Source organism: Bacillus sp. D386 (genome assembly GCF_006346415.1).
On the sequence record NZ_VEMV01000001.1, the window covers coordinates 682,004 to 695,402 of the forward strand.

Annotated in this window: 14 protein-coding genes; 4 read left to right on the forward strand and 10 right to left on the reverse strand. The window is 37.6% G+C overall.

Annotation, left to right across the window (positions count from 1 at the left end; translation table 11 throughout):
* Positions 1–564 precede the first annotated feature (564 nt).
* Complete coding sequence (locus FHY45_RS03245) at positions 565–1,170, forward strand: hypothetical protein (protein WP_066101221.1); 606 nt, start codon at positions 565–567, stop codon at positions 1,168–1,170.
* 104 nt (positions 1,171–1,274) lie between these two features.
* Here FHY45_RS03245 and FHY45_RS03250 read toward each other — a convergent pair whose 3' ends face one another.
* The 4 genes from FHY45_RS03250 to FHY45_RS03265 all read right to left on the reverse strand — a co-directional run bounded on the left by FHY45_RS03250 (position 1,275) and on the right by FHY45_RS03265 (position 3,996).
* Positions 1,275–2,531, reverse strand: a complete 1,257-nt coding sequence (locus tag FHY45_RS03250) for a PTS ascorbate transporter subunit IIC (protein WP_066101224.1) — start codon at positions 2,529–2,531, stop codon at positions 1,275–1,277.
* Position 2,532: 1 nt separating this feature from the next.
* Positions 2,533–2,805 (reverse strand): PTS sugar transporter subunit IIB, encoded by a 273-nt coding sequence (locus tag FHY45_RS03255; protein ID WP_066101225.1) that lies wholly within the window; start codon positions 2,803–2,805, stop codon positions 2,533–2,535.
* Between the two features lie 11 nt (positions 2,806–2,816).
* Positions 2,817–3,266, reverse strand: a complete 450-nt coding sequence (locus FHY45_RS03260) for a PTS sugar transporter subunit IIA (protein WP_066101228.1) — start codon at positions 3,264–3,266, stop codon at positions 2,817–2,819.
* Positions 3,267–3,561: 295 nt separating this feature from the next.
* Positions 3,562–3,996 carry a nucleoside 2-deoxyribosyltransferase gene (locus tag FHY45_RS03265; protein ID WP_066101231.1) on the reverse strand — a complete coding sequence of 145 codons (435 nt, stop codon included), beginning with the start codon at positions 3,994–3,996 and terminating at the stop codon, positions 3,562–3,564.
* 491 nt (positions 3,997–4,487) lie between these two features.
* On the opposite strand from FHY45_RS03265, the gene FHY45_RS03270 reads away from it, so the two are divergent.
* Together FHY45_RS03270 and FHY45_RS03275 are read left to right on the forward strand one after the other, a co-directional pair.
* The gene (locus FHY45_RS03270) at positions 4,488–6,116 is read left to right on the forward strand and encodes an FAD-binding protein (RefSeq protein ID WP_175354222.1); all 1,629 of its coding nucleotides are present in this window, start codon (positions 4,488–4,490) and stop codon (positions 6,114–6,116) included.
* Positions 6,117–6,203: 87 nt separating this feature from the next.
* Positions 6,204–6,659, forward strand: a complete 456-nt coding sequence (locus FHY45_RS03275; RefSeq protein WP_066101234.1) for an SRPBCC family protein — start codon at positions 6,204–6,206, stop codon at positions 6,657–6,659.
* Between the two features lie 189 nt (positions 6,660–6,848).
* Here the strand turns inward: FHY45_RS03275 and FHY45_RS03280 are convergent, their stop codons facing one another.
* Positions 6,849–7,475: a TetR/AcrR family transcriptional regulator gene (locus FHY45_RS03280; RefSeq protein WP_066101237.1), complete on the reverse strand. Its 627-nt coding sequence runs from the start codon at positions 7,473–7,475 to the stop codon at positions 6,849–6,851.
* Between the two features lie 212 nt (positions 7,476–7,687).
* Here FHY45_RS03280 and FHY45_RS03285 point away from each other — a divergent pair, with 212 nt between their 5' ends.
* Positions 7,688–8,266, forward strand: a complete 579-nt coding sequence (locus tag FHY45_RS03285; protein WP_139891394.1) for a hypothetical protein — start codon at positions 7,688–7,690, stop codon at positions 8,264–8,266.
* A 379-nt stretch (positions 8,267–8,645) separates the two neighbouring features.
* Here FHY45_RS03285 and FHY45_RS03290 read toward each other — a convergent pair whose 3' ends face one another.
* The 5 genes from FHY45_RS03290 to FHY45_RS03310 are packed head-to-tail and all read right to left on the reverse strand — an operon-like array spanning position 8,646 to position 13,214.
* Positions 8,646–9,416 (reverse strand): ATP-binding cassette domain-containing protein, encoded by a 771-nt coding sequence (locus FHY45_RS03290; RefSeq protein WP_225983666.1) that lies wholly within the window; start codon positions 9,414–9,416, stop codon positions 8,646–8,648.
* Between the two features lie 17 nt (positions 9,417–9,433).
* Positions 9,434–10,201 (reverse strand): ABC transporter permease subunit, encoded by a 768-nt coding sequence (locus FHY45_RS03295; protein WP_139891395.1) that lies wholly within the window; start codon positions 10,199–10,201, stop codon positions 9,434–9,436.
* Positions 10,202–10,216: 15 nt separating this feature from the next.
* On the reverse strand, positions 10,217–11,191 hold the full coding sequence (locus tag FHY45_RS03300; protein WP_139891396.1) for an aliphatic sulfonate ABC transporter substrate-binding protein: 975 nt from the start codon (positions 11,189–11,191) through the stop codon (positions 10,217–10,219).
* A 23-nt stretch (positions 11,192–11,214) separates the two neighbouring features.
* A complete protein-coding gene (locus FHY45_RS03305) occupies positions 11,215–12,024 on the reverse strand; it encodes a VOC family protein (RefSeq protein WP_139891397.1) in 810 nt (269 codons plus the stop codon).
* Positions 12,025–12,035: 11 nt separating this feature from the next.
* Complete coding sequence (locus FHY45_RS03310) at positions 12,036–13,214, reverse strand: M20 metallopeptidase family protein (protein WP_066101254.1); 1,179 nt, start codon at positions 13,212–13,214, stop codon at positions 12,036–12,038.
* Positions 13,215–13,399 lie beyond the last annotated feature (185 nt).

Below are 13,399 nucleotides of genomic sequence, written 5' to 3' on the forward strand. Positions count from 1 at the left end.
GATTCTAATCCTGCATATGGCTCTGAAATAGATAATGTCCCTCGTAGTTTCCCCTACATATAAATTAGAGTCATCACCGATATATTGGTCTAATTAAGGAAAGAGATAATCCAAGATGATATTACGAATGTATACTTTCTGCGCATTTTTTGTCCAAAAAGTAGCTGTATCAAGGCATGAGATATTCTTTCAACACAACTTACCTTTTAGCTATTTTTCACCAAACCCATCTGTACTACGAATAGGAATATTTTCATATAAATCAACAAAAAAACGATTTTTATAGTTCGATAGTTTTTAGTTGGAACTACATAAAATTTGAGTCATGATACTAAAGGTATTTACATTAAATTTTACTACTTATCTATGATTCTTAACTAGTTTTTATGCACTGATGATTCTCTCAAAGAATCAGTTTATTAGTAATATTTTGTCTATATACAAAACGATTAAGCAGAAGGTAAAGTAAATATATAACCTTTCTTTTTTGATACATACTTATAAAACAAATTTACAATATAGCTGCTATCCTATCCAAAACCTACATGAAAGAAGGAATGCAAGATGGAGAAGCTTGAAGTGATAGTGGAAATGAAAGAGGGAAACCTGATTCGTCTCTATGCCAATAAAGTATATGATACTTTAGGAGAGACCTATCACGGGGATATCTTCACGACAAAAAGTGAATTGTTAAAGCATTACCCAGATTGCGAAGTGATGAATGGATATGGGTTAGCAGACCCGCAAACCAGCCTTTTAATCTCCGGAATAAATGATTGGTTTGATACGATTGAAGAAGCGGTGACAACACTCCAAGCATTACATCACAAACAAGAGCTGGACGCTTTATACGAGGCAACAGCAAGCTATTATAACCTGCTCAAATCAAACACTAATTTAGCAAGGATAATAGAAGAACTGGACAATCGTGATACAACATCATTCCCCGAAAAAGTAATTTCATTATATATGATTACAGGGTTCGCAAATGATTGGTTCCCAGATGAAATCGCAGAAGATAAACGGCAAGAGGTCAAGAATGTACTAGATCAAGCTTATATGAAATGCTCAAACATTGTAATGGCACATCAACAAGCAAAGAAAGCTCAAATGATGATCACGGCAACAGAATACCTGGGTCTACGCAGAAAATTTTATTCAAAACATTAAAGAAAGCAACTACAAATTATGATGTAGTTGCTTTTTTTGCGTTAAAACTCATTTAAAACTAAAATATTTATCACTTCTTCTGTTGTTCGATGCTTTTCTAGCATCTACATAAATAGTTTCATTAAATATCCTAAGAAAATACCCACGATCGCGAAATCGGTATCGCCAAATGTTGTACCTTCAAAACCTAAGTCTCCTAAGACCGGTAGTAATAATGCTGGCAAGAAGCTGATCAGAATACCGTTAACAAATGCACCTAACATAGCTCCTCTTCTGCCGCCGGTAGCGTTTCCGAATACACCAGCTGTTGCTCCGCAAAAGAAGTGTGGTACTAGACCAGGAACAATTACTTTCAAGCCAAATAACGGAAGTAAAAACATACTTATAATACCTCCGAGAAAGCTAAAAATAAAACCGATAATGACTGCATTAGGGGCGAAAGGGAACACCACTGGTACATCCAATGCCGGTTTAGCATGAGGAACAACTTTGTCCGCTACCCCTTTGAAGGCAGGAATGATTTCTGCTAATAATAATCGAACACCCGCTAAAACGATATAAACACCTGCAGCGAACGTGATTGCTTGGATAAGGCAAAATACAATAAAGTTTTGACCGCCGCTCAACTCATTTTCAATGTAAGCTGGACCAGCAGCAATCGAAACGATAAAGAACATAACTAACATAGTTAAGGAGATTGCTACGGATGTATCTCTAAGGAACCCTAAACTTCTTGGCACCCGAATATCTTCTGTTGACTTAGCTCTATTCCCTGCTCCTTTACCTACTAATCCAGCAACCCAATATCCGAATGAACCAAAGTGACCGATCGCAATGTCATCATTACCTGTAATCCTTCTAACAAAGGGCTGTAGCAGGGCTGGACTTAAAACCATTAATAATCCTAGAATAATAGACCCAATTATAATTAAAGCTGCTCCATCTAGTCCGCCTGTCGATAATACGACTGCTAACAAACAAGCCATAAACATAATATGGTGTCCTGTTAAGAATATATATTTAAATGGAGTGAAGCGAGCTAAGAGGATATTAATAATCATACCTAACAACATGATTAAAGCTGTTTCAGTACCAAAAGCATTTTGAGCCATCGCAACGATCGCTTCGTTGTTCGGGATAACACCATCTATATCGAAGCCCTTCTCTAACATTTTTCCAAAGAAATAGAGTGAACCCGTAATGACAGTTGCACCAGCACCAATAATCAGGAAGCCCATAATAGTCTTTAATGTTCCAGATACAACCTCAGTAGCTGCTCTTTTCTGCAGCAATAAACCAATCAGAGCGAATAAACCAACCAAAATCGCCGGAGTACTTAATATGTCTACTATCAAATCCATGTTATATATCCTCCAGATGTTTTTCTAAAACAGTTTTGATTTCTTCGACATTGAATAAATTAATGAGCGGAATGACTTTCCTTCCATCTCCCTCTAACTGCTCCATGATTTCAGGTGAACCAATATAGTAATCTACTGTCTCCGCTTTGGCGGATGTTAAATCGGTATGCCCTACTTCTGCCTCCCGATTCATTTCACGCAAAGCTTTCTTTACATTCATTTCTGCAATAAAACTACTTCCTAAACCGTTCCCACATACAACTAATATTTTCATCTTGCTGCCTCCTATTGTATAAATGAAAATAATTGCTCTAAAAAATCATCTTTGGATTTGGAATGGATTAGTTGTTTCACATTCAATTCTTCACCTAAGACAGCTGCCAATTCAGATAGTGCTTCTAGATGTGATTGATTATCCACTGCTGCCAGTACAATAATCAGCTGAACCTTATGGTGGTCCTTATCCGAAAACCATACAGGTTCTTTCATAACGAGAAAGCTTAATCCCATCTGTTTTACACCAAATTCCGGTCTTGCATGAGGCAAAGCAATGTTTGGGCCAAGTACATAATAAGGACCTAGTTCCTTCGTATTACTGATTATTTTATCTACATAAGTCTGTTCAATAGAATCTTTTTCTATCAAGGGAGCAGCCGCTAATTGAATAGCTTCTTCCCATGTATTCAATTGATCCTTGAACTGGATTAGCTGTGTATTCAGAATCTGATCTAACAAGACCCACCCTCTCTCTAAACTTTCCTTCATTTATAATTCATTCATATAAATCTACTTGTAGATTTATTCCCTCTATCTTTTTGAAATTTATTTTTAGGACATCATGTTAATACTCCATATAATCATCTACTTCCTGAAAATTAACGATAATGCAGACATAAGTTTCAACTTTCTTTCAAATGTCTTGGAAAAATAGAGAATGATATTTTTGCTTCATAAAAAAAAGCCAGTCTTAGACCGGCTTTTAATTTAATGATATTCATATTATTAATAGTTTACTACTTAGCAAAAATGCTTATTCTACTTCCCCTTCAAAACGAATCAATGGGCATGTAGTCCAATCATAATTCTGCACTTCTTCCCACGTTTTAAAATAAGCTTGCAATGATTCTGTGATCATTAAGTTGCAATATTCTTCTTTCTCGTGGAAGACAAAGATAGGTTTACCAATTGAATAAGCTAACCCAATCTCAAACATTGTCCCAGAATCCGTTTCATCATATATCGCGAAAATGAGATCTGCATCTTTTACATGGTCTACATCATTCTTAAAAACTACATCTCTCCAAGGCTGTGTATTATACACATATTCCTTAAATTGATGCTCTCTTGGACTAAATACGTCAAAGCCCATATTTCGCAGAACTTCTTCTGCTTTGGAAAGACGCTGTGCCTGATTATCGTTAAACCAACCACTTGCTAAATAAATCTTCTTGCCTTTTAAATTCATGTTGTCCTCCGCACTACTTAATATATTACCAGAGGAATTATATTAAAATACGAATCAAATGACAAGTTTAGGGTAACTACTAATTCATATATATATTGGAAATAATTATCCTAATATTTATATATTGTTACAAAAAACTCACAAAAATCACGTATATTCAGAAATATCTCTTCATTGTTTCTTTGTCGTCAGAAAAAGTAAAATAAAATATCTACAACTAAACATGATTATTATCATGGCGCCAATGGAACTTGAAAAAGTTATACCACAATACCTTTTTACAGTCCCTTTATCATATAGTTAAAAAGATATATTCCAATGGCTCTAATGTTCTTATGCCTTTTTGAGAATGTTAGAGTTTTTCATCTTAATATATGTCATATTCTAATTATTTTCACAAATTGGACAAATAACTTGAAATAATTAGAATTATCGGTGATAATCAATTTATTGATAGTGTCACTATCAAAAATGGCAAAGGGGATGATTTTTTGTCTAGTAAAATACCTACTAATTGGGACAAAGAAGTAGATGTAATCGTTTTAGGGACTGGTGGCGCCGCTTTGACAGCTGCTGTGGCCGCTTCTGAAAGCGGTTCCAAGGTTCTTGTGTTAGAAAAGACCCATCAAATCGGTGGAACAACTGCTTTTTCAGGTGGAGTTCCTTGGATTCCACTTAATCATTATATGAAAGAAAAAGGGTATGAAGATAATCGTGAAGATGCTATTAATTTCATAAAACGCTTAGCACTTGGCCGAGCAGAAGATTCTATGATTGAAACTTTTGTAGATAAAGGACATGAAATCATTAAGTTTTTAGATGATCATACTCCTGTCAAATTTGTTTCTCCAAAATCTTATCCAGAATATTATGCACGTATGGATGAGGCATTAAAACATGGGACACGTTCATTAGACCCTGCTCCATTTGATTTAAATGAAATTGGAGAATGGGGTTCATTAGTCCGTCAAAACCCAATTTTCCCTCCTCTGACATTAGAAGAAGGCGGAGCCGTTGGAGGAATTGACTTCCAGTTAGTGGCTGAGCGTATGCAAAATAATATTGTTACTATGGGTCGCTCATTAGTCGCTTCTTTATTTAAAGCATGCTTGGATCGCGGCGTCGAAACCTTAATCGAAACAGCTGGTAAAGAGCTAATTATGGACGAGGATGGACAAGTAGTCGGAATTGTCGCTGAAACAAAAGATGGAGAAATTTTACGTTTCGCTGCACGCAAAGGAGTAATTCTAGCATCAGGCGGATTTGAATGGAATAAACAATTAGTCAAAGCCTTCTTAAAAGCTGAGTTCACTCATCCAGTTACCCCTCCTGGTAATGAAGGAGACGCACTCTTAATGGCTATGAAGGCTGGCGCTGCACTTGAAAATATGAGTGAAGCATGGTGGTATCCAGCAATGGTGGATCCAACATTTGAATATGAAGATAATGTAATGGCGCAGCTAGGTGGTGGCCGTAATGGTCCAAACTCTATCATCGTGAATAAATACGGACGCCGATTCGTCCATGAAGGAACAACCTATAACGATATGCCAAGAGCCTTCTTTAATTATGATCCAGTAAAAGTAGAGTTTCCAAACAAAGGACCAAACTGGATGATTTTTGACCAACAGCTAAAAGATAGCGAACTCATTATTACTATGGCACCTGGTGATCCTGCACCTGAATGGGTAGATCAAGCTGATACTATTCGCGAGCTAGCTGAAAAAATTGGTGTTGATCCAGACGGTTTGGAAATGGAGATTCAAAAATGGAACGAATATTGTGAGCAAGGTGAAGACCCTGATTTCCACCGCGGTACGATACAGTTTGAAGCCTTAACAAATGGCGGCGGAAGTCCTGAGAAAAACCTAGGCAAAATTGAAAAAGGTCCATTTTACGCATTACCTATCTATTTAGGTGCACTCGGTACGAATGGCGGACCAAAAATCAATGAAAATGGACAAGTTGTTAACTTTAATGGTGAACCAATTAAAGGTTTATACGCTGCCGGAAATGCTTCAGGAAATCCACTTGGCCCAATTTATCCAAGTGCCGGCGGAACAATCGGGCCTGCTATGGTATTTGGCTTCTTAGCTGGACAGCACGCAGCCAATTCATAATAAAAAAACAAAGACTTTCTTAGATAATGACTCATTTGCGTCAATAACCATATAAAACAACCATACAGAAACGGGAAGGTGCAGATCATGCCACAAGGAACACATACAGTTGAAGTACCATTAGATATTCAAACAATTTGGGAATTTGTTCATGACATGAACAAATGGGCTCCACTTGTTCCAGGATATATCGACCATGAAATTTTAAGTGAACGCCAATCTACTTGGGCATTCAAGGGTGACTTAGGGTTTATGAAAAAGACAGTTAAGCTCCAAATCGATATTAAAGAATGGAATGAACCATCCGAAGTAATTTTTGATCTAAAAGGTTTGTCTGATAACTTTAATGGCGGAGGCTATTTCCGTGCCGAAGTCATTGACGAAAAGACAACTAAAATGTCAGGACATCTTGATATCACTGCTGGCGGTATGATGGGTGCAATGGTCAATCAAATACTAACCAAATTTGTTCCACAGACAGCACAGGAACTAACAGATGCAATTGTAGATAAATTACTTGAAATTAATACAGTAAAAAAATAATAGAAGCGATCTACCCATATATAAAGTTCTATTTAGGATTGTTTATCATAAAAAGATAGAAAAAAAGACGTGTAAATTACGCGTCTTTTTTTCTTCTTTCATAGTTTGAAACCATGATGACAATATTTATTGTGCAGTATTTTATAAGAAAAACTAATAAATCATACATCTCAAATAACGGAACCCTTATTACTTCCCTTTTTGTAAGTATGATAGAATTATATCCTTTACTATAATTAAATTTTCCTTTTTAGGAGCAGAGATAAAAACATCCTCTGGTATTAAAGAATATAATGAATATTTCTTTACAGCAGTTCCGAACATATTCATGATCGTACTTATAATCACTTCATTGGTTTGTGAAAGCTGTATGCTTCCATCCTTCTTACCTTCATTAATAATTTTTAAAATTATGCCGCTAATTTTCCCGTAGGCCTTATGTATTTCTTCTAGCAATCCAACTTCAATTTGGATAAATGCAATATAAACTTCGAAAGCTTCCAAAAGTTTTGATGATATGCTATTTTCTTCGTTTATATACATAATATAAGCAGTTAGCACGTCATCCATTTTTTCTATACCCGTTTTGTTAGATTCTATAATTTTCTCAAAAATTGGTACCTGTTGTTCTATGACTTCTTTTATAACTTCAATAATTAAATGCTCTTTTTTCGGAAAATAACGAAATAGAGTTGCCACACCTACACCAGATTCATCTGCAATTTTCTGCATGGTTGTTTTTTCAAAACCATGCTCTGCAAATAATTCTTTAGCAGCTTTAACCATCCTCTTGCGTCTCTCCAATTTTTTATCCATTTCATCACCCACCAAACAATATTATACTACTTTTATTAAAAGAAGGCCGTTAGTAGGTTATATACACTCCATAACACTATGCCATAAAGTGTAATAACAACTAGCTTGAAATGTTTAATTAAATGTTGAAACAAGCAGTTCAGAAATAGTCGAAAGTGATGAGCAAAACATCCCCTAACTGAATAACGTATTTTCAGAAGGAGGAATATAGCTTGAAAAAACTGATTCTTTTTGCTGGTCTTGTTGGTCTGTTGGTTGCTTGTGGTGAAGAAGAGGTAGTTAAGCCGAAGGGAGAGCCTAAAGAAGAAGTTCCTGCAGCAGTGGAACCTAAAGAGGAAGCTCCCTCAGTAGAAGAGCCTAAAGAAGAGGCACCTGCAATTGAGGAACCTAAAGAAGAAGCTCCCCCAGCCGTGGAGCCTAAAGAGGAAGCCCCTCCCCCAGTACAAAAGGGGTCCATTGACCCTCAAGTCGCTCTGTCAATCCTTCAAGACGCATACCAAGGAATTGCCAAGGTGGAGTACAACGCAGAATTAAAAGCCTTCCTGATTCTGCCGACCGATCCGAACTTTATTGTGGAAATGGAAATGATTTTAACCGGTAAAATGTCGAAGGACGACTGGAACTATCTGGCTGACTCAATAGCTAAACTTAGTGGTGAACTGGGACCAGAATACCTTGTGTTCCTGCTCAACCCTGCAAATCCAGATAATTATATTCTAATGGCAGAGAACGGAGTCATCAAATACGATGCACTTAATGAGGATGTAAAGAGTCAGGATAAAGCCCTTTAACTCTTTAGGACATAGCAACAGATTACTGCATAGTAATTGGTATACAGTGCTTGAAGATATACCGAATATACACACCAGTTAAGAACCTGTTTTTCTGATATTCCACGTTTTATACTGAATTACCGTGAGTAACCGCAACATATAACTTCTGGTTTAAGTTACTTCACAGATCTTACATGATGATACAAGATAGTAGAAGAAGACCTCTCCAAAAAAATGACCCCCAAAAGTTAGAATCCAACTTTAACTTTTGGGGAGATCCATCAAATAGCAATATAATTTCATTTTTATAAATTCTTTATTGTTCTACATTTTAGTTGTTTGATTATACCGTTTATCTCTTCAAGTTTATTCCCCAAAATAATGACGTGCTTTATTTCTACTCCCCCTGCATAATTCGCTGCAGGACCTTATCCTCCAATAACGTTAACTTATTGTCTGTAAATTGTCGCGGTCTAGGTGCATCGACTTTTACATTCATTGATACATAACCATCCTGTATAAGGATTATCCGGTCTGCCAGACGAATTGCTTCTCTTACGTCATGAGTGACGAGTAAAGCATTAAATCCAGTTCGTTGCCAGAGGGTTTCGATTAAATTTTGCATTTCCATCCTTGTAAATGCATCAAGAGCGCTTAATGGTTCATCCAGCATGAGCAAAGATGGTTCATGAATGAGCGCACGCGCTAAAGCGACACGTTGTTTTTGTCCTCCTGATAATGTAGACGGCCATTGATCCTTGAACGATAATAAGCCAACTGCGTCCAACACTTCCTCTGCTTTTGCTTGCCAATTCCCATCAAGACCGAGCCCTACATTATCAACAACGTTTTTCCATGGCAACAATCTTGAATCCTGGTACATCATCGTCACATTGGCAGTTGATTGATTGGATGCTACTCCATTAAATAGCAGTTCTCCGCTTGTTAAAGTCTCTAGTCCTGCGACAAGTCTTAAAAGCGTACTTTTCCCACTTCCACTTTTCCCAATGATGGCTACAAACTCTCCTTTTTCAATGGTTAGCTGTATATTTTTTAATACCTCTTTGTCACCGAATTGCTTGCTAACATCATTGATTTCAATCTGAATCGCCTGATCATTAACTATTTCTTTCTGACTCTCCCACTTTACAGCTGCCAGCTTACTCACTCTTACCACCTCCTCCTTCATTTGTTGTAGCTTACGTTCCACTTCAGCGCTTTTTTCTCACCTAATTGGGCAATGATATCTGCCAGTTTACCCAGTAACGCATAGATTACAATACTTAATATAATGATATCCGTTTGCATAAATTCCCTTGCATTCGTTGCTAAATAGCCAATTCCTACTTGTGTTGGAATTGTTTCAGCAACGATTAAGGTTAACCACATTACACCGAGAGCATATCGTAAACCAACGAAGATGGAAGGAAGTGCACCAGGCAGAAGAATTTCCTTAAATAATCTCCATCCCTTTAATTTATACATTTTCCCCATTTCAACTAGTCCTGGATCCACATTACGAATGCCGTGGAATGTATTAACATAGACAGGGAACAACACACCTAATACAACCAGAAATATTTTTGCACTTTCGTCAATTCCCAACCAAACAATGACGAGCGGCAATAATGCTAAGTGCGGTATATTGCGTAGCATTTGAATGCTCGTATCTGTTAAACGATAGGAGCGATCTGAAAGGCCATTAAATATACCAAGTGCAAAACCGATTAGTCCGCCAATCACCATCCCAACAACAGCGCGCCCTAAGCTTGCCCCAATATGAGTGACCAATTCACCGCTCGCGAGTAACTCCCAACCACTAATTAATACACTGATAGGGGCAGGAAAAAGGGAAGCATTAACAATTTCTAATCTGGCGACGACTTCCCAGACAATCAGGATGATAACTGGAATAATCCAGGGCTCAATATTCCTAACTATTTTATGATTCATTGTCTTCATTCCTTTTTAGTTGATTGGCATATCTTTAGAAACATCGAGTTCTTTCGGTATCAAACCAATTTCAAAATATTTATCAGCTTGTTTTTGCTGTGTATCCACAATCTCCTGAGTTAATTTCGTTGCTCCGAATGTTCGACGATCCAACTGCTTTTTCACGATCTTTTCGTCAATCCCCAATGCCTTGGACATAATCTTGACTACTTCATCTTTATTTTCATTTGCCCATTGGTCTGATTTATCCGTAGTTTCTAAAATAAGATCAACTAAATCTGAATGCTCTTTCGCAAAGTCTGGCGTTGCATAGTAGAACGTACGATTGGGATATTGATAATCCACGTTTTCTGTAAATGTGATCGTATCTAATTCAACTTCAGCAGCAGCAAAGAATGGGTCATAGGATGCCAAAGCATCCACTTTTTTCGTTTCAAAAATGGATCTTCCCTGCGCAGCATCCTCCGGATATACCCACTCCACATCATCAACCGACAGACCGGCCTTTTCAATTGCCAGTACCGCTAAATAATGATGATTACCACCTTTTAAAACCCCTATCTTTTTTCCTTTTAACTGTTCAATCGAAGTAATCCCTGATTCCTTTAAAACCATCAATCCAACACCTTCAGGATTTGGTGCATCTGCCCCTACATATACAAGTGGTTTACCGGAGGCTTGAGCAAAGATTCCGGATCCGTCAGCAGCGTGTCCATAGTCAATGGCACCGGCATATAATCCTTCTAACAAGGTTCCGCCATGAGTGAACATTTCCCATTTCACCTTGTACCCTTTTTCCTTCAAGGTTTCTTCCAGATAGCCAGATTCTTTTAAAATATGTAGTGTATTCCCTTTTTGATAGCCAATCGTAATCTCTTTATCTCCATTTTTTGAAGCGTTACCTGAACTTTCTTTTCCGCAACCAGTGATGAATAATACACCAACCAGTAATAGAATTCCGATTATATAGTTTGATGTGCGCTTTTTCATAGGTCCCCACCCTTATCTTTCATTTATTTTGAAAATCTATAGATTGCTTTAGAAATTTGGACCTCTTCATCCTGTCCGGCACCGCTAAATTGGACTAAAAATGGCTTTTCTCCTCTTTTATTTAAAATGTCGGATACACGGCCTTCTCCATTCGGGCTAAATAAAACAATATCTCCACCCATTACATGCAGCCTTTTTCCAGTAGCATTCAATGAAGAATCGATAAAGGTTTCTCCTTCCTGCAAATCTAAATATTCAGCCCATTTTTTCGCTGTTTCATCATGCTTTTGAACAGCAAATCCTACGTATGATAAATGAATGTCACCTTTTTCATGCTTTGCGATGACAGATCGATCTTTTAAATCCTGTTTGCGTTCTTCGTCTTTTTGATCCCATTCAATAAAGAATGGTAAATCTAGTTTTGCTCCCTGTTTCCCTGCGTATAATAGCTTCCAGCTGACCACACTTCCATCGGGTCTTTTTCGACTCATCGGGTGCGGCCAATATACATCCAATCCATGTTGACGAAACCTCTCCGCAACACTTTCTAAATCATTGGAACGCAGCGCAATCCTTGATAATCCTTCTACGAATTGATCGTTCTTCAATGTTTCCCTTAAGCTATATTTCATACCAGAGGAAGATACTACTGCCTCTTTGTCATAAACACCGATCAATTCTATGTAACTTAAATCAAAATAACTAAGAGAATTATATGTACCTAAACTCTCATGCTTACCGCCTTCAACAGCGTGTAAGCCAACATCGCGAAACTGCTCTATTGCCTCTACTGGGCTATTAACAAAGTGAACAAGATGGTCAAATTGAAACATAAATCTTCCCCCTAGTCTGTTACTAAATAATGATTAGCTAATTGTAGAAAAATACGGCTTAACTGCAGCAATGCCTTTTCATCAAAATCAAATCGCGGATGATGGTGAGGGAACTGTGTTTCTGCCTGTTCATTATGTGCTCCAACATGGAAGTATGCCCCTGGTCTCTCTTCCAGATAATAAGCAAAATCCTCAGCTCCAAGGACGATGTCTTTTTCAACAAAGGCATCCAAAGAAATCGTTTCTTTTACTAATTTTTCAATTAATAAGGCTTCCTCTTTATGATTGACCAGGACTGGATATCCGTGGATATACTCTAATGAATACTCAATTCTATCAGCAACCTTCATCCCATCCAGAATGGCACGAATTTCGAACTCGATTTGTTGACGAACATTCGAGTTCATAGCGCGAACAGTTCCTTCCAAAACGGCCGAATCTGCAATAATATTAAAGGCATTTCCAGCATGGAAGCTTCCAACCGTTACAACAGCCGGTTCAACTGGATCAACACGGCGGCTGACTATCTCCTGCAGATTAGTAACCAACCTGCTCCCAATTGCTACAGTATCAATGGTTTGATGCGGTCTTGCACCATGCCCTCCTACCCCCTGCAAGGTGATTTTAAATGCGTCAACAGATGCCATGACAGGACCCGGTCTTGTTGCTATCTTCCCCACAGGCAAATCAGTCGCAAGATGCCCACTAAAGATGAAATCCACACCATCCAAAGCACCCTCTTCTATCATAAATTTTGCACCGCCTGGTGGCTTCTCCTCCGCATGTTGAAATAATAAAACTACTTTCCCCTTTAATTGATTGCGATGATTGTTTAATACTTTCGCTACCGCAAGTAAAGCCGATGTATGTCCATCGTGACCGCAAGCGTGCATGACTCCGTCAACACTTGATTTATACTCAACGTTCTTTTCATCATGGATTGGTAAAGCATCAAAATCAGCTCGGAAAGCAATGGTTTTTCCCGGATGATTGCCCTCAATAACACCGATCACTCCATTTCCTCCAACCTGCTCCTTCACGTTGATCCCAAAGCTTCGCAGCTTATCTGCAATGAATTTAGCAGTGTTGGACTCTTGAAATGACAATTCCGGATTTTGATGTAAATATCTCCTCCAGGAAACCATTTCCTCAAAATCTTTACTTAATTGGTCATAAAATCGTTCTGTCATTTGAACACCTCAAATACTGCTTAAATTTTTTAAATCCGAGCTATCAAATTAATGATTAAGAATAATCTTACAATTTATCCAAACATTACGTCAATAGTCAATTCCAACTAATTAGCTATGTTTTGTATGAATTATTGTTATTACTAATAATCGAAGAATTAATAATTTATAACCTAAAGCTCACT